Raw genomic sequence first — 15,950 nt, 5'->3', positions numbered from 1 at the left:
TGCTCTCCGTTGCAGGTGGGGATGGTCGGGCCGGGTGTCGCTGGTCAGGATTCGTCTGTCGCGAAGAAGACGTTCTTGGTCTCGGTGAAGTGCTCTGCGGCGTCGGGACCGAGCTCGCGCCCGAGTCCGGATGCCTTCATGCCGCCGAACGGCGTCGCGTAGCGCACCGACGAGTGCGAGTTCACCGAGAGCACGCCGCTCTGCACGCCGCGCGAGACGCGCACGGCCCGACCGAGGCTCTCGGTCCAGATCGACCCGGCGAGACCGTAGGCGGTGTCATTCGCCAGGCGGATCGCATCGGCCTCGTCCTCGAACGGCATCACCGCGACGACCGGGCCGAACACCTCCTGCTGGGCGATCCGGTCGGACGGGTCGGCGAGCACCACGGCGGGCGCGAACCAGAATCCGTCGCCGCTCGGAGCGCTGCCGCGGAACGCGATGTTCGCGTCGTCGAGGAACCCCGACACGGTGTCGCGATGCGCGGCCGAGATGAGCGGCCCCATGTCGGTGTCGGCACTCGACGGGTCGCCCACACGCCACGCCCTGACCGCGGGTTCGAGCATCTCGAGGAACCGGTCGTACACCGATCGCTGCACGAGCAGCCGGCTGCGGGCGCAGCAGTCCTGGCCCGCGTTGTCGAACACCGAGCCGGGCACCGCGGCGACGGCCTTCTCGAGGTCGGCGTCGGCGAAGACGATGTTGGCGCTCTTGCCGCCGAGCTCGAGCGTCACGGGCTTGAGCGCGCGAGCGCATCCGGCGGCGACCTCGATGCCGACCTCGGTCGACCCCGTGAACACGACCTTGCGGACGTCGGGGTGCTCGACGAGACGCTGCCCCACCACGGATCCCGACCCGGTGACCACCTCGAACAGCCCTTCGGGAAGGCCCGCCTCGAGGGCGAGCTCGCCGAGTCGGATGGCTGTCAACGGCGTGAGTTCGGCGGGCTTCAGGACGACGGCGTTGCCTGCGGCGAGCGCCGGCGCGAACGCCCACGCCGCGATCGTCATCGGGAAGTTCCACGGCACGATGACTCCGACCACGCCGTAGGGGTCGTGGAAGGTGACGTCGAGTCCGCCGGCCACCGGGATCTGCCGACCCGACAGTCGCTCGGGATCGGCCGAGTAGTAGTTGAGCACCTGCGCGACGTGTCCGGCCTCCCAGCGGGCCGAGCCGATCGGATGCCCGGAGTTCCGCACCTCGAGCTGTGCGAGCTCCTCCGTGGCGGCCTCGACCGCACGAGCGAAGGACCGCAGCGCGTCAGCCCGCGCGACCGGGGCGAGAGCCGCCCACCGTCGCTGCGCTGCGACCGCGCGCGCGATCGCGGCATCCGTCTCTCCGATGTCGGCGCGCGCGATCTCACGGATCGCGGCACCGGTCGACGGGTTGATGACTGTGAACGCGCTCATCGGGCGTCCTCCTTCCGCCCTGCGGCGAACGCACGGGCCTGTGAGACGAGATCGGTGAAGAGCCGCCGATCCTCGGCGTTCTCCTCGGGGTGCCATTGGACGCCGACGATGTGGCCGGCTGACGTGTCGACGAAGGCCTGCACGAGGCCGTCGTCCGAATGCGCGGCGGCGACGAGCCCCTCGCCGAGACGGTCGACCCCCTGGTGGTGGTAGCTGTGCACCCGCATCTCGGTCTCGCCGATGATGTCGGCGAGGGGGGTGTCGGTCGACACCGCGACGTCGTTCTCGGCGAAGACACCGCCGCCGATGCGGTACTTCTCGGTGCCGAGCGACTCGGGCAGGTGCTGCTGCAGGGTTCCGCCGCGGGCGACGTTGACGAGCTGCAGACCGCGGCAGATGGCGAGCACCGGGATGCCACGACGCTCGGCCGCCTGGAAGAGCGCGAGCTCCCACGCGTCGCGGTCGACCCTCGCGGGGTCGGTGAGCGGATGCCGGTCCTCGCCGTACAGCTCGGGCGCGACGTCCGCCCCGCCGGAGAGCACGAGGCCGTGCATGCCCGAGATCGCCGCGTCCGCGGCATCCGGATCCTGGGGCGGGAGAAGAAGGGCGATGCCGCCGGAGGAGGTCACGCTCGTGAGGTACTGCTCCGGCAGGAACGCGGCCCTGACATCCCACACCCCCTGCTGCGCGCGCTCGAGATAGGTCGTGACGCCGATCAGCGGCGCGGGGTCAGAGGCGCTCGAAGCCACGGATGCGCTCCCAGTCGGTGACGGCCGCGTCGTAGGCTTCCACCTCGATGCGGGCCTGGTTCAGATAGTGCTCGACCACGTCGTCGCCGAACGCCGCCCGCGCGACGGTCGATTCGCTGAACAGCTTCGCCGCCTCGCGCAGGGTGGTCGGCAGGTGGTCGACCGCATCCTCGTAGGCGTTGCCGGTGAAGCGCTCGGGCAGCGGCAGTTCGTTCTCGATGCCGTGCAGACCGCCCGCGATGATCGCCGAGATCGCGAGGTACGGGTTCACATCTCCGCCGGGCACCCGGTTCTCGACCCGCAGCCCCGATCCATGGCCGACTACCCGCAGAGCGCAGGTGCGGTTGTCGATGCCCCATGCCACACCGGTCGGCGCGAAGCTGCCCTTCGCGAAACGCTTGTACGAGTTGATGTTGGGCGCGAGCAGCAGGGTGAATTCGCGCAGAGTGGCGAGGATGCCGGCGATCCAGTGCTCCATGACGGGACTGAAGCCGTGCTCTCCGTCGCCTGCCATCACCGGGGCACCCGACTCGTCGCGCAGCGACAGGTGGATGTGGCAGCTGTTGCCCTCACGCTCGTTGAACTTGGCCATGAACGTGAGCGCCTTGCCGTGCTGCTCGGCGATCTCCTTCGCGCCGTTCTTGTAGATCGCGTGCTGGTCGGCGGTCTCCCGCACCTCCGCATAGCGGAACGCGATCTCCTGCTGACCGAAGTTACACTCGCCCTTCACGCCCTCGCAGTACAGGCCCGCGCCGTCCATGCTGTTGCGGATGTCACGCAGCAGCGGCTCCATGCGGGTCGAGGCGAGCAGGTTGTAGTCGACGTTGTAGTCGGTCGCGGGTGTCAGCCCGTCGTACTTGCGCGCCCAGGCGTCGCGGTAGGTGTTGTCGAAGACGATGAACTCGAGCTCGGTGCCCGAGTACGCGGTCCAGCCCCGCTCGGCGAGGCGGTCGCGCTGGCGATCGAGGATCGCCCGGGGCGAGGGCCCGACGGGTTCGCCGTTCTGCCACACGAGATCGGACATGACCAGCGCGGTGCCCTCGAGCCACGGGATGTTGCGCAGGGTCTCGACGTCGGGCTTCAGCACCATGTCGCCGTAGCCGCGGTCCCACCCCGACATCGCATAGCCGTCGACGGTGTTCATGTCGACGTCGACCGACAGCAGGTAGTCGCAGGCCTCAGCCCCGTGAGCCAGGATGTCCTCCTGGAACAGCCGCGCCGACACGCGTTTGCCGACCAGTCGCCCCTGCGCATCCGCGAAAGCCACGATCACCGTGTCGATCTCACCGGCGGCGATGCCGGCATCCAGCTGTTCGATGCTCAGGTTGCCCGACATCTGACGCTCCGTTCTCGTGCGGTGAAGCGATCGGCCGACCGGCTTCGCCCTCAGAGTAGATCAACTCGTCGTCTAAAGGTAGACGAAACCACCATTGACTGTCACAATCATCCGCAAGGTGCACCCGGCGCCTGCACGCATGCGAACGGAGAGCGGATGTCCCAGCAGAGCAATGAATCCCGCAAGGTCGCCGGAGCGACCTATACACGTGCCGGGAGTGACTACTTCGAGAAACGGACGCTGAAGAGGTCGGCCGGCGTCTGGGGCCTGTGGGGTCTGGCGGTCGCCGCGGTGATCTCGGGCGACTTCTCCGGCTGGAACTTCGGCATCGACTTCGCGGGTTTCGGCGGGATGCTGATCGCGTTCGCCATCCTCGTGGCGATGTACTACGGCATGATCTTCGCGATCGGCGAGATGGCGGCCGCGATGCCGCATACCGGCGGCGCGTACTCTTTCGCCCGCTCGGCCATGGGTCCGTGGGGCGGTCTCGTCACCGGAGCCGCCGAGACCATCGAGTACGTCGCGACCACGGCGGTGATCGTCTACTTCTCGGCGTCGTATGCCAACGGCATCACGAGCGAGCTGCTCGGCCTCGAACTGCCAGGCTGGGTCTGGTACCTCATCCTCTACGTCGTCTTCATCGCCCTGAACTCCGCGGGCGCCGCCATCTCGTTCCGCTTCGCGATCGTCGTCTCCGTGATCTCCATCGGCATCATCCTGGTGTTCTCCGCCATGGCGATCTTCTCCGGCGCGTTCTCGTGGGATGCCCTGTGGGACATCGTCCCCGACGAGGGCCAGACCGCGTTCCTTCCGCACGGCGTCCTGCCGATCCTGTTCGCGCTGCCGTTCGCGATGTGGTTCTTCCTCGGCATCGAGGAGCTCCCGCTCGCGGCCGAGGAGTCGCACAACCCGACCCGCGACATCCCGAAGGCAGGATTCTGGGCCCGCGGCACCCTGATCGTCACCGGACTCCTGGTGCTGTTCCTGAACACCGGCGTGATCGGCGCCGAGGCCACCGGCACCGCCGGTGAGCCGCTGCTCGACGGCTTCCGCGCGATCGTCGGCGACCAGCTCGCCGCCGTGCTCGCGCTGTTCGCCCTCATCGGCCTGCTCGCGTCGCTGCAGGGAATCATGTTCGCCTACGGACGCAACATGTACTCACTGTCCCGCGCCGGCTACTACCCCCGCTTCCTCTCGCTCACCGGAAAGCGGCAGACCCCGTGGGTCGCGCTCACTGTCGGCGCGGCGGTCGGCTTCGTCGCGCTGATCGTGCTCGACGTGCTCACGGCCGTCGACTCGGAGGGTGCCGGAACGGTCGCCGGCGCGATCGTGCTGAACATCGCCGTCTGGGGAGCCGTCGTCGCCTATGGACTGCAGCTCGTGTCGTTCATCATCCTGCGCAAGAAGTTCCCCAACGTCGACCGTCCGTACGTCAGCCCGTGGGGCATCCCCGGCGCGGTGATCGCCCTGGTGATCGCGGCACTGATCTTCGTGGGCTTCCTGCTCAACCCGACGTTCGGCCCGGCGATCATCGCGATCGCGATCGTCTACGCGATCATCCTGCTCGGATTCGGCCTGTTCTTCCGGCACCGCCTCGTGCTCTCGCCCGAAGAGGAGTACGCGCTGTCAGGCGGTTCGCACGGCGACCCGCAGGCCGAGGGCTACGACGCCATGGAGGGCGAGGTGTTCGGCGGCGGACGCTGACGCGGAGCGGAGGAGCGCGGCGCTACTTGCGGTCGAAGTCGAACGCCTTGAGCAGCTCGTCGACGGCCTTGTCGCGCTCCTCCCCGCCCTCGTCGAACATGTGCGTCACGTGCGTGCGCAGATGGTTCTCGAGCAGCAGGCGGTTGAGGGACTCGAGCGAACGCTGGATCGCGCGGGACTGCGTGATGATGTCCATGCAGTACTCCTCGCTCTCGATCATCCGCGCGACTCCGCGCATCTGACCCTCGAGGATGCTGGTGCGGTGCAGCGCACGCTTCTTGATGTCTTCGATCACGATTCGAGGGTACTCGTGTCCTGCGCGTGTCAGTCCGAGAACGGGTTCAGCACCGACAGGCCGGGCGCGGACGGATCGCTGCACGCCGACCTCAGCGCGAACTCCGCGTGAAAGGATGACGTCATGCCGCGAACCCCGATGGCGCTCCTGTCGCCCGCAGACCAGGTACGACTTCGCGCTCTTCGCCGCATGAAGGCGGTGGCTCTCGGCGCCCTGATCTTCATGGCGGTCGTGTTCGTGATCGCGTTCGCCTTCCAGGAGCGTCAGCCGTGGTTGGCCTACGTCCGCGCCGCCGCCGAGGGCGGCATGGTGGGTGCTCTCGCCGACTGGTTCGCCGTGACCGCGCTCTTCCGTCGGCCGCTGGGGCTGCCCATTCCGCACACCGCGATCATCCCGAACCGCAAAGACGAGATCGGCCGCACGCTGGGCGAGTTCGTCGAGACGAACTTCCTCGAGGCGAGCGTCGTGCGCACCAAGCTCGCGAGCACGGCGATCGCGAAGCGAGCCGGTGAATGGCTGCGTGAGCCCGCCCACGCCGAACGCGTGGCGGCCGAGGGGGCGACGATCGCGACCGCCGTCCTGAACGCTCTCAGCGACGACGACGTGCGCGACCTCATCACCGACCTCGCCCGCGAGCACCTCGTCTCTCCCGAGTGGGGACCGCCCGCCGGCGCCTGGCTCGAGAAGATCGTCGAGGCCGATGCGCACCACGGGGCGGTCGACCTCGCCGCCGACAGCATCGGCCGCTGGCTGGATGCGAACGCCGAATCGTTCTCGGGACTCATCTCGCGCAGGCTCCCCGGGTGGGTGCCGAAGCTCGCCCACCGATTCGTCGACGACACCGCCTACAACGAGGCGGTCAAGTTCGTCCGCGCCGTGCAGGCCGACCCGAAGCATCCGGCGCGCATCGCCGTCGACGGCTATCTCGCCCGCCTCGCCGACAGCCTGCAGAACGACCCCGCGACGAGGGCCAAGCTCGAGAACGCCAAGGCATCGCTGTTCGACAGCCCCCGCGTGGGCGCCCTCGCCGCCGAGGCCTGGGACACGGCGAAGAACGGACTGCTCACCGCCCTCGCCGACCCCGAGAGCGGTCTGCGTGTGCGGGCAGCACAGGCTCTGCAGGAGATCGGCGACAGGCTCACGACGGATGCCGCGCTGCAGCACCGCGTCGACACGTGGGTGTCGGATGCCGCGGTGTTCCTCGTCGACCGCTACCGCCATGACATCGCGTCGATCATCACCGACACCGTCGAGCGGTGGGACCCGGTTGAGACGACCGAGAAGATCGAGCTCATGGTCGGCCGCGACCTGCAGTACATCCGTCTGAACGGCACGTTCGTCGGCGCGCTCGCGGGCCTGGCGATCTTCACGATCGCGCACCTGCTGATCCCCGGGGTCTGACGCGTGCGGATCGTCGTCTCGGGCACGCACGCCAGCGGCAAGAGCACGCTGATCTCCGACTTCCACGCAGCTCATCCCGAATACTCGGTGCTCGGCGACCCTTTCGACGACATCGAGTCGGAGGCGCCGAGCAGCGCAGCCAGCTTCGTCGCGCAGCTCCGCGTCACCGTCTCACGACTGCGAGAGACTGCGGGCGAGGGTTCCGTCATCTCGGAACGTGGCCCCGTCGACTTCCTCGCCTACCTCACTGCGCTCGAGGTGCTGGGGCGCGGTGACGGCGCCCTGCTCTCGCGGGCGCAGGAGCTGATCGAGTCTTCACTGACCCACATCGATCTGATCGCCGTCGTACTTCTGGATGCGCGGCACCCGATCGACGTTCCCGACGACGAGGATCCGGAGCTTCGAGAGGCGATGGAGAGCGCCCTTCTCGATGCGCTCGACGACCTGGAACGCACCGGTGCTGCGCCGCCGACAGTGATCCTCACGGGGAGCCCGGGCGAGAGACTCACGCAGCTGGAGAAGGCTGCCGGCCTCTGAGGCCCCGCCCCATGGCCGAGAAGTACGATCGCTCCATGACCTCATCACCTCAGATCTGGATGATCACGGGCGCGGGCCGCGGGCTCGGGCGGGCACTCGCCGAGTCCGCACTCGAGGCGGGGCACATCGTCGTGGCGACGGTCCGTGGCGAACACGAGCTGCCCGCGCACGACCGCCTGACCATCATGACTCTCGACGTCCGCGACCGCGGCGCCGCTCGAGACACCGTCCGCCGCGCCGTCGAACATCACGGACGCATCGACGTGCTCGTGAACAACGCCGGCTACGGACTGATCGGCGCCGTCGAAGAGGCGTCGGAGGACGACATCCGCTCGGTCATGGACACGAACCTGCTCGGCCCGCTCTGGCTCAGCCAGGCCGTCATCCCGGTCATGCGCGAGCAGAGCGGCGGACACATCGTGCAGATCTCTACGGTCGGAGCGGTGGGCACGATGCCTCTACTCGGGCTCTACAACTCCACGAAGTGGGGGCTGGAAGGGTTCAGCGAAGCCATGGCGGCGGAGGTGGCACGCTTCGGCATCCGCGTGTCCCTCATCGAACCGGGCGCTCTCGACACCGCGTGGGCAGGGCCGAGCATGCGGTTCAGTTCGCCCTCCGACGTCTACGACGAGCAGCGGACGGAGCTGTTCGGCACAGCCGAGGTTCCGTGGCCGCCGGGCGACTCTGCCGGCGGCACGACACCGTCGGATGCCGCAGCCGCGATCCTCGCTCACGTCGCCTCCGATAACGGGCCCCTGCGCGTCCTCATCGGCGACGATGCTCCTGAACAGGTCGCCGCGGCACTCGATCTTCGGAGACAGGACTACTCCCGAGATCCCCGGTTCCCTGGCGCATAGTTCCCTGGCGCATAGTTCAGCAGGCCCGCGTCAGGTGCAGTTGCTAGGGTCCTCACCTATGGCCGCCGATGACGCATTCACCACTTCAGACCACAGGCGCACGGGTGGGCGTTCTTGGCAGCGAGTCGTTGCCGCGCTGTCCGTGCTCGTCAGCGGCGTCATCGCGTTCATCCTCGCCGGCTCGGCCCTGGATCTCGTGCGCGACCAGCTGCACCACAACTGCGGGATGCAGCCCCCGGGCTCCGAGGGAGCGGGCTCCTGGATATGCAGCGACGGGATCGGATATCTCGGCATCGCAGGCATCCTCGGCATGGGGTGGCTCGCTGTCGTGCTCGCCGGCTCCCTCACCGCTCTGCTCGTCCGCCCTGCTCGACAGGCGCGACTCGCCCTCGTGATCCTCGCAGCCCTGTCCACCGCATGGGTCCTCGGGCTGACCTGGTACGGGTCGGCGACGCAGGTTCAGGATCAGTACGCACCCATGACCGGCGCGGGGTACTGGCTGGAAGCAGTCGGCACTGCAGCGCTCGTCAGCGTCCTCGGAGTCACCATGGGCCTGCTGAGCCTCGTGCCGACGGGACCGCTTTCGTGGATCATGGGGATCGTGGCGACGATCCTGCTGACCGTCGCGGCCGTGCTGCAACCAGGGCTGAGCCTCAACATCATCCCGGCCGTGGGGCTGCTTGCCGCGGCGACCATCCGCGCGATCGGCGTCGACACCACCGCGGGTCCGGGGTTGCGTCGGCCTCGACGACCCGGAATTCTGCGTGTAGGGCACTGACGACCAGACGGCGACCGCCCCCGACCGGGAGACACGCTCCCGACCTGCAGTTCCGGTCAGAGGAACAGCGGCAGCAGGGATCCGACGAGACCGATCACGCCGACACCCGCGAACACGATCCCCAGGGTCATCACGACCCGGCGCAGATGCGGCGGATCCCCCACACGAGCGCGCGCGGGATCGTTCGAACTGACGACTCCCGCGGCCCAGCCCTCATCCGGGGCCGCGAACTCGTCACGCCGCAACGGCCTCTCGTGAAAGTCGCCCCCGGCGAACCAGCGGGCGAACACGGAGCCGTCGCGCTCGACGATCGCGATCTCGATGCTGCGCCACGGTCCTTCGATCGCGCGGATCAGCATGGCCAGCAGGAGCAGCGGCAACCCGAGCCCCAGCCCCACCCACGACAGCACCTCGCCGACGAGAGCAAGGGTGTCCAGAGCATCCATGGCTCCATCGTAGAGTCGTCGATCTCCTGGGCCTGGCCGGTCTCCTGACCTTCATGGCGATGGAGTCGCGACGGCGCCGAGCGTCGTGGAGGCTGCGCGACCAGCAGCCGCGGTCAGCGCGCCGCGAGATCAGCGGGTGGCGAGTGCCGCGAGCATCTCGAGCACGCAGAGGGCCGCGAGCCTGACGGTGCGCATGTCGTCGGTGTCGGCGGTCGCGTCGACCTCGGCGATGTCGGCGCTGACGACGCGAGGATCCGCGACGATCGAGCGCACGAGAGCGCGCAGCTCCCACGCGGCGAAGCCACCGGGAACGCTCGCCGGGCACCCGGGCGCCGCGGCCCGATCGGCGGCGTCGACGTCGACATCGAGATGGATGCGAGCGGCGGCGCCGGCTCCCGCGATGCGCGTCGCCTCCGCGACGACGTCATCGATCCCACGGCGCCTGACCTCCTCGAGCGTGATCACCCGGATGCCCCACTCGGCGGCGCGGGCCGCGTACGCGGCCGAGTTCGCGAAGTCCGCGATGCCGATCTGGACGATCCGTGTCGGGTCGATCCGCTCGCCCTCGGGGGCATCCTCGATCAGCCGCCGCACGGGCGATCCGTTCGACACACCGTCGCGCAGGTCGAAGTGCGCATCGATGGTGATGAGTCCGGTGGCTCCGGCTCCTCGCGCGACCGGGTAGGTCAGCGCGTTGTCGCCTCCGAGCGCGATCACAAGACGCACGGATTCGCTGAGCTCGTGCACGCGTGCGACGCTCGCCGCGATGCCGGCCTCGCCGTCGGGCTCGGCCACATCCCCGGCGTCGAGCACGCGCAGCGCCTCACCGAGATCGACGACCGGCGGGCCCATGAGCGTCGCGCTGTACCGGGTCAGCGCCTCCCGGATCGCCGCGGGCGTCGCATGCGCGCCGGTCGGCGACAGCGAGGTGCGCCAGGTCGGGACGCCGACCAGCACGGCATCCGCGTCGTCTCCTGCGGCGAAGGCCGGCCAGGAACCGGCGCGCGGCCAGAGGTCATCGTGCGAGAGAGCCATGGTTCTCCGTTCCTGAAGTCGCGCCCGGCGCCGCGAGGGTCGCGACACCGTCCTTCCACACCTGATCGACGAGCGGCACTCCCGGTCGATACGCGAGATGGATGCGCGTGGGTGCGCTCAACAGCACGAGGTCCGCCCGCGCGCCCGGCGTGATCACGCCGACATCGTCGCGGCGCAGCGCCAGAGCGCCCCCGGCGGTCGCCGCCCACACCGCCTCGGCGGGGGTCAGGCCCATGTCGCGCACCGCGAGCGCGATGCAGAACGGCATCGACGACGTGAAGCTCGATCCCGGATTGGTGTCGCAGGCGATCGCCACGGTCACGCCCGCGTCGATGAGTCGTCGCGCGTCGGGATACGGCTGGCGCGTCGAGAACTCCACCCCGGGGAGCAGCGTGAGCACCGTGTCGGATGCTGCCAGCGCCTCGATGTCGGAGTCGGTCAGGTAGGTGCCGTGGTCGACGGATGCCGCGCCGAGGTCGACGGCGAGGCGTACTCCCTCACCCGGGCCGAGCTGACTCGCGTGCACTCGGGGAACGAGCCCCTGTGCGATGCCCGCCTCGAGCACCCTTCGCGACTGCTCGACCGAGAACGCACCCGTCTCGCAGAACACGTCGATCCACTTCGCATGCGGAGCGCACGCGTCGAGCATCGGCCCTGTCACCAGGTCGACGTACTCGTCCGCGCGGTCGGCGTACTCCACCGGCACCACGTGCGCTCCGAGGAAGGTGACCTCGGGCGTGACTTCCGCCGCGAGGCGCACCAGGCGCTCCTCGTCTCGCACGCTCAGGCCATAGCCGCTCTTGATCTCGACCGTCGTGGTGCCCTGGGCGAGCATCTCGTCGACGAATCCCCGCAGACGCGCGCGCAGCTCGTCGTCGCTCGCCGCTCGTGTCGCGGCCACGGTCGAGCGGATGCCGCCGGCGGCGTATCGCTGCCCCGCCATCCGGGCCTCGAACTCCGCAGCGCGGTCGCCTCCGAAGACCAGGTGGCTGTGGCTGTCGACGAAACCGGGGATGACGGCGCGACCCGCCGCGTCGATGACGACGTCGGCCTCCGGCGCATCCGCGGCGGATCCGACCCATGCGATCCGCTCGCCGTCGATGAGCACGGCCGCGTCGACGAGCGTGCCGAAGCGGTCGCCGTCGGGCGAGGCGACGTTGGTCGTCAGCTCGGCGATGTTCGTGATCAGCGAGGTGCTCACAGCATCGGCACCTTGAGTCCACGCTCACGGGCGATGTCCCGAGCGTGCTCGTATCCGGCGTCGACATGGCGCATGACGCCGGTGCCCGGATCGTTGGTGAGCACGCGTTCGAGCTTCTCGGCGGCGAGCGCCGATCCGTCGGCGACGGTCACCTGCCCTGCATGGATCGAGCGCCCGATGCCGACTCCGCCGCCATGGTGCAGCGACACCCACGATGCACCGGATGCCGTGTTGAGCAGCGCGTTCAGCAGGGGCCAGTCGGCGATGGCGTCCGAGCCGTCCTTCATGGCCTCGGTCTCGCGATACGGCGACGCCACGGAGCCGGAGTCGAGGTGGTCGCGGCCGATCACGATCGGCGCGGCCAGCTCCCCCGAGGCCACCATCTCGTTGAACCTGAGGCCGGCGAGGTGGCGCTCCTTGTATCCGAGCCAGCAGATGCGCGCGGGCAGTCCCTCGAAGTGCACCTTCTCGCCGGCCTTCTCGAGCCAGCGGTGGAGAGCCTTGTCTTCGGGGAACAGCTCGGCGATCGCACGGTCGGTCTTGTAGATGTCCTCGGGGTCGCCCGAGAGCGCCGCCCAGCGGAAGGGTCCGCGACCGTCTTCGAACTGCGGGCGGATGTACGCCGGCACGAAGCCCGGGAACTCGAAGGCGCGATCGAATCCGCCGAGCTGCGCCTCGGCCCGGATCGAGTTGCCGTAGTCGAAGACCGCGGCCCCGGCATCCTGGAACGCGACCATCGCCGCGACATGCTGAGCCATCGACTCGCGCGAGCGGCGGGTGAACTCCTCCGCATCCCGCTCGGCCTCGGACTTCCAGTCGGCGACGGCCATGCCGACCGGCAGGTAGGCGAGCGGGTCGTGCGCGCTGGTCTGATCGGTGACGATGTCGATCGGCACCCCGCGGCGCAGCAGCTCGGGGAAGACCTCGGCCGCGTTGCCGACCACGCCCACCGAGAGCGCTTCGCCCGCATCCTTCGCCGCGACGACCCGCGCGATCGCCGCATCGAGATCGGTGGTGTACTCGTCGAGGTAGCCGTGCTGCACCCGACGGGCGAGACGCGATTCGTCGACGTCGACGATCAGCACGGCGCCGTCGTTGAGCGTCACCGCGAGTGGCTGAGCGCCGCCCATGCCACCCGCACCGCCGGTCAGCGTCAGCGTTCCCTTGAGCGAGTCCTTGCCCAGCGAGCGGGCGACCGCGGAGAACGTCTCGTACGTGCCCTGCAGAATGCCCTGGGTGCCGATGTAGATCCACGACCCCGCGGTCATCTGGCCGTACATGATCAGACCGAGCTCTTCGAGCTTGCGGAACTCGGGCCAGTTGGCCCAGTCGCCCACGAGGTTCGAGTTGGCGATCAGCACGCGCGGCGCCCACTCGTGCGTGCGGAAGACGCCGACCGGCTTGCCCGACTGCACGAGCAGCGTCTCGTCCGGCTCGAGCTCATCGAGCGTGCGGACGATCGCGTCGTACGCCTCCCAGCTGCGCGCCGCCTTGCCCGTGCCGCCGTAGACCACGAGATCTTCGGGGTGCTCGGCGACCTCGGCGTCGAGGTTGTTCATCAGCATCCGCTTCGCCGCCTCCGCACCCCAGCTCTTGGCGGTGCGCTGGTTGCCACGGGCGGCGCGAACCGTGCGCGGCCCGGTGGTCGGAGTCGTATCCGTCGTGATGTCAGTCATTCGCGTGCTCCTTTGCGATGCGGGCGATGGCGCCGGACTGCACGAGTGCGGTCACGGCCTCCATGTCGGGTGAGAGGAATCGGTCGGGCCCGGGGCCCGCGGCGACCGTGCGCACCAGGTCGCGCACCGCTCCGGTCGCGGGGCCGGCCTGCAGCGGAGCGCGCAGATCCAGCGCACGGGCACCGGTGAGCACCTCGATCGCGATGACACGGCCGAGGCCGTCGATCGCACGGCGCAGCTTGCGAGCAGCAGCCCACCCCATCGAGACGTGGTCCTCCTGCATCGCCGAGGACGGGATGGAATCGACGGATGCCGGAACGGCGAGCCGTTTGAGCTCCGAGACGATTCCAGCCGCCGCGTACTGCGCGATCATCAGCCCCGAGTCGACACCGACCTCGTCGGCGAGGAAGGGCGGCAGCCCGTGGTTGCGTGCCGGATCGAGCGCGCGGTCGGTGCGGCGCTCGGAGATGGAGGCCACGTCGGCGACCGAGATGGCCAGGAAGTCCAGCACCGCTGCGACCGGTGCACCGTGGAAGTTGCCGTTCGACTCGATGCGCCCATCGACCGTGATCACCGGGTTGTCGATGACGCTGGCGAGCTCGCGCTCGGCGATGGTCGATGCGTAGCCCATCGTGTCGCGCGCGGTGCCGTGGACCTGCGGCGAACAACGCAGGGAGTATGCGTCCTGCACGCGCCCGTCCTCCGGTCCCTTGTGGCTGTGCACGATCGGCGAATCGTGCAGGAAGGCCCGCAGGTTCGCCGCCGACTCGGCCTGGCCGGACTGGGGACGCAGCGCCATGAGGTCGGCCGCGAAGACCGCATCCGTGCCCAGCTGCGACTCGACCGACATCGCCGCCGCCATGTCGGCCGTCACGAGCAGCGTCTCGAGGTCGTGCAGCGCCAGCACGAGCATGCCGAGCATGCCGTCGGTGCCGTTGATGAGCGCGAGGCCCTCCTTCTCGACGAGAGTGAGGGGATGGATGCCGGCTGCGGCCAGCGCGTCGGATGCCGGGATGAGCGTCCCCTCGGCGTCACGGACATCGCCCTCTCCCATCGCCGCGAGCGCGATGTGCGCGAGCGGGGCGAGGTCGCCGGAACACCCCAGCGATCCGTATTCGCGCACGATCGGGGTGATGCCCGCGTTCAGCAGAGCAGCGTAAGTCTCGACCACGACGGGGCGAACACCCGTGCGGCCGGAGGAGAGCGTCTGAAGGCGCAGCAGCTGCAGGCCGCGGACGACCTCGCGTTCGACCTCGGCGCCGGTGCCGGCCGCGTGCGAGCGGATGAGGCTCGCCTGCAGCTGAAGGCGGCGGTCGGGGGCGATGAAGGTCGTCGCGAGTGCGCCGAAACCCGTCGAGACGCCGTAGTGCGGGTGCGGATCTGCCGCGAGTCCGTCGATCACGCGCCGCGTCCCCGCGACCCGGTCGAGAGCGGCGGAGCTGATCATAACGTTCGCGCCATGGCGCGCCACCGCGACGACGTCGGCGGGGCTCAGGGGTGCATCGCCGATGAGGACGGCGGGAAGATCGGTCATGTCTCGATTCCACACCCGACGGGTCGCGCGTGGCAGGTGATCGTGACATCCTGTGTCTGTGATCCCAGACAACATGGAGGCCGCCGCGCAGGTGCCCGCCGCCCACAACACGCTGCGGATCCTGAGCTATCTGGCCGGACGCCCCTCGCCCGTCGCCGCCTCGGCGATCGCCCGAGAACTCGAGCTGCCCCGCTCAACCGTCTATCACCTGCTCACGACCCTCGCTGCGCACGGGTTCGTGCTGCACATGAAGGAAGACCGGCGCTGGGGCCTCGGCACCTCGGCATTCGAACTCGCCGGCGGATACGCGCGGCAGCAGCCGCTCGCGCGCATCGGGCGGCCTCTCGTGGCCGCCCTCTCAGATCGTCTCGGCGAGAGCACCCACCTGGCGGTGATGAGCGGCGGCGACGTGCTCTATATCGTCGAGGAGCGCGCTCCCCGACGGCAGGCTCTCGTGACGGATGTCGGCGTCCGCTTGCCTGCGCACCTCACCGCCTCGGGGCGGGCCATGCTGGCTGCGCTCCCCCGCGAGCAGGTGCGTGCGCTGTATCCGAGCGCGTCTGCGTTCCCCGACCGTACGGGACGCGGCCCCAGGAAGCCGAGTGAACTGCGCGAGCTGCTGCGCACCGTTCGTGAACGCGGCTATGCGACCGAGGACAGCGAGGTGGCAGACGGACTGCGCAGCGTCGGCGCCGTCGTCCGCGATCATGCGGGCTGGCCTGTGGCCGCGGTCGCTGTGACCTGGGCCGGCGGCGAGCTCGATGAGCGTATCCTTGCGGACGCCGTGATCGAGACGGCGTCCGCGCTCGAGTCACGGCTCAAGCGCTGACGCTGCGCATTCTCTGCCGCGCCCGGTCAGTCGGCGACTGCGCTTGCGCTTGCGCTTGCGCACACGTTAACGCAGAAAAGCCACCCAACATTGGGTGGCTTTTCTGTTTAGAAGAAGTCCGGCGGTGTCCTACTCTCCCACAGGGTCCCCCCTGCAGTACCATCGG

Annotated in this window: 15 protein-coding genes; 6 read left to right on the top strand and 9 right to left on the bottom strand. The window is 69.3% G+C overall.

What is annotated here, in order from left to right; genetic code table 11:
• Positions 1–44: 44 nt before the first annotated feature.
• The 3 genes from QRN21_RS12895 to QRN21_RS12885 are packed head-to-tail and all read right to left on the bottom strand — an operon-like array spanning position 45 to position 3,491.
• Positions 45–1,406: an aldehyde dehydrogenase family protein gene (locus QRN21_RS12895; RefSeq protein WP_053097801.1), complete on the bottom strand. Its 1,362-nt coding sequence runs from the start codon at positions 1,404–1,406 to the stop codon at positions 45–47.
• Positions 1,403–2,155, bottom strand: a complete 753-nt coding sequence (locus QRN21_RS12890; protein ID WP_056279147.1) for a gamma-glutamyl-gamma-aminobutyrate hydrolase family protein — start codon at positions 2,153–2,155, stop codon at positions 1,403–1,405. The genes QRN21_RS12895 and QRN21_RS12890 overlap by 4 nt, the downstream gene beginning before the upstream one ends.
• A complete protein-coding gene (locus QRN21_RS12885) occupies positions 2,136–3,491 on the bottom strand; it encodes a glutamine synthetase family protein (protein WP_285364323.1) in 1,356 nt (451 codons plus the stop codon). The genes QRN21_RS12890 and QRN21_RS12885 overlap by 20 nt, the downstream gene beginning before the upstream one ends.
• 156 nt (positions 3,492–3,647) lie before the next feature.
• Between QRN21_RS12885 and QRN21_RS12880 the strand changes: the two genes are divergently transcribed.
• The gene (locus QRN21_RS12880) at positions 3,648–5,195 is read left to right on the top strand and encodes an amino acid permease (RefSeq protein WP_053097808.1); all 1,548 of its coding nucleotides are present in this window, start codon (positions 3,648–3,650) and stop codon (positions 5,193–5,195) included.
• Positions 5,196–5,217: 22 nt separating this feature from the next.
• On the opposite strand, the gene QRN21_RS12875 is transcribed toward QRN21_RS12880, so the two are convergent.
• Positions 5,218–5,490, bottom strand: coding sequence for a metal-sensitive transcriptional regulator (locus QRN21_RS12875; protein ID WP_053097810.1), 273 nt, complete (start codon positions 5,488–5,490; stop codon positions 5,218–5,220).
• Between the two features lie 123 nt (positions 5,491–5,613).
• Between QRN21_RS12875 and QRN21_RS12870 the strand changes: the two genes are divergently transcribed.
• The 4 genes from QRN21_RS12870 to QRN21_RS12855 are packed head-to-tail and all read left to right on the top strand — an operon-like array spanning position 5,614 to position 9,063.
• Entirely contained in the window at positions 5,614–6,891 is a 1,278-nt protein-coding gene (locus QRN21_RS12870; RefSeq protein ID WP_053097814.1) for a DUF445 domain-containing protein, read from the top strand.
• A gap of 3 nt (positions 6,892–6,894) precedes the next feature.
• Complete coding sequence (locus QRN21_RS12865; protein ID WP_285364321.1) at positions 6,895–7,428, top strand: AAA family ATPase; 534 nt, start codon at positions 6,895–6,897, stop codon at positions 7,426–7,428.
• A 35-nt stretch (positions 7,429–7,463) separates the two neighbouring features.
• Positions 7,464–8,285, top strand: a complete 822-nt coding sequence (locus QRN21_RS12860) for an SDR family NAD(P)-dependent oxidoreductase (protein WP_285364319.1) — start codon at positions 7,464–7,466, stop codon at positions 8,283–8,285.
• Positions 8,286–8,343: 58 nt separating this feature from the next.
• The gene (locus QRN21_RS12855; protein ID WP_285364318.1) at positions 8,344–9,063 is read left to right on the top strand and encodes a hypothetical protein; all 720 of its coding nucleotides are present in this window, start codon (positions 8,344–8,346) and stop codon (positions 9,061–9,063) included.
• Between the two features lie 56 nt (positions 9,064–9,119).
• On the opposite strand, the gene QRN21_RS12850 is transcribed toward QRN21_RS12855, so the two are convergent.
• The 5 genes from QRN21_RS12850 to hutH form a co-directional block, all read right to left on the bottom strand.
• Positions 9,120–9,509, bottom strand: a complete 390-nt coding sequence (locus QRN21_RS12850; protein ID WP_285364317.1) for a hypothetical protein — start codon at positions 9,507–9,509, stop codon at positions 9,120–9,122.
• 129 nt (positions 9,510–9,638) lie between these two features.
• Entirely contained in the window at positions 9,639–10,544 is a 906-nt protein-coding gene (locus tag QRN21_RS12845; RefSeq protein ID WP_285364316.1) for an arginase family protein, read from the bottom strand.
• Positions 10,525–11,745, bottom strand: coding sequence for an imidazolonepropionase (gene hutI, locus QRN21_RS12840; protein ID WP_285364315.1), 1,221 nt, complete (start codon positions 11,743–11,745; stop codon positions 10,525–10,527). The genes QRN21_RS12845 and hutI overlap by 20 nt, the downstream gene beginning before the upstream one ends.
• Positions 11,742–13,421: a urocanate hydratase gene (gene hutU / locus QRN21_RS12835; RefSeq protein WP_285364314.1), complete on the bottom strand. Its 1,680-nt coding sequence runs from the start codon at positions 13,419–13,421 to the stop codon at positions 11,742–11,744. The genes hutI and hutU overlap by 4 nt, the downstream gene beginning before the upstream one ends.
• Positions 13,414–14,955: a histidine ammonia-lyase gene (hutH, locus tag QRN21_RS12830; RefSeq protein ID WP_285364312.1), complete on the bottom strand. Its 1,542-nt coding sequence runs from the start codon at positions 14,953–14,955 to the stop codon at positions 13,414–13,416. Before hutH ends, hutU begins: the two co-directional genes overlap by 8 nt.
• Positions 14,956–15,028: 73 nt before the next feature.
• On the opposite strand from hutH, the gene QRN21_RS12825 reads away from it, so the two are divergent.
• Positions 15,029–15,784 (top strand): IclR family transcriptional regulator, encoded by a 756-nt coding sequence (locus tag QRN21_RS12825; RefSeq protein WP_285364686.1) that lies wholly within the window; start codon positions 15,029–15,031, stop codon positions 15,782–15,784.
• Positions 15,785–15,950 lie beyond the last annotated feature (166 nt).

Origin of the sequence: Microbacterium sp. LMC-P-041 (genome assembly GCF_030209555.1) — a bacterium.
GTDB lineage: Bacteria > Actinomycetota > Actinomycetes > Actinomycetales > Microbacteriaceae > Microbacterium.
The sequence above is the reverse complement of the archived record's forward strand: the minus strand, read 5'-3'. Positions and strand labels throughout refer to the sequence as shown.

What these genes read in the sequence shown, in the direction of transcription:
- hutH (WP_285364312.1), bottom strand. Translation starts at nt 14,955, where the DNA reads ATGACCGATCTTCCCGCCGTCCTCATCGGCGATGCACCCCTGAGCCCC.
- hutU (WP_285364314.1), bottom strand. Translation starts at nt 13,421, where the DNA reads ATGACTGACATCACGACGGATACGACTCCGACCACCGGGCCGCGCACG.
- QRN21_RS12850 (WP_285364317.1), bottom strand. Translation starts at nt 9,509, where the DNA reads ATGGATGCTCTGGACACCCTTGCTCTCGTCGGCGAGGTGCTGTCGTGG.
- QRN21_RS12845 (WP_285364316.1), bottom strand. Translation starts at nt 10,544, where the DNA reads ATGGCTCTCTCGCACGATGACCTCTGGCCGCGCGCCGGTTCCTGGCCG.
- QRN21_RS12895 (WP_053097801.1), bottom strand. Translation starts at nt 1,406, where the DNA reads ATGAGCGCGTTCACAGTCATCAACCCGTCGACCGGTGCCGCGATCCGT.
- QRN21_RS12825 (WP_285364686.1), top strand. Translation starts at nt 15,029, where the DNA reads ATGGAGGCCGCCGCGCAGGTGCCCGCCGCCCACAACACGCTGCGGATC.
- QRN21_RS12855 (WP_285364318.1), top strand. Translation starts at nt 8,344, where the DNA reads ATGGCCGCCGATGACGCATTCACCACTTCAGACCACAGGCGCACGGGT.
- QRN21_RS12870 (WP_053097814.1), top strand. Translation starts at nt 5,614, where the DNA reads ATGCCGCGAACCCCGATGGCGCTCCTGTCGCCCGCAGACCAGGTACGA.
- QRN21_RS12880 (WP_053097808.1), top strand. Translation starts at nt 3,648, where the DNA reads ATGTCCCAGCAGAGCAATGAATCCCGCAAGGTCGCCGGAGCGACCTAT.
- QRN21_RS12860 (WP_285364319.1), top strand. Translation starts at nt 7,464, where the DNA reads ATGACCTCATCACCTCAGATCTGGATGATCACGGGCGCGGGCCGCGGG.
- QRN21_RS12885 (WP_285364323.1), bottom strand. Translation starts at nt 3,491, where the DNA reads ATGTCGGGCAACCTGAGCATCGAACAGCTGGATGCCGGCATCGCCGCC.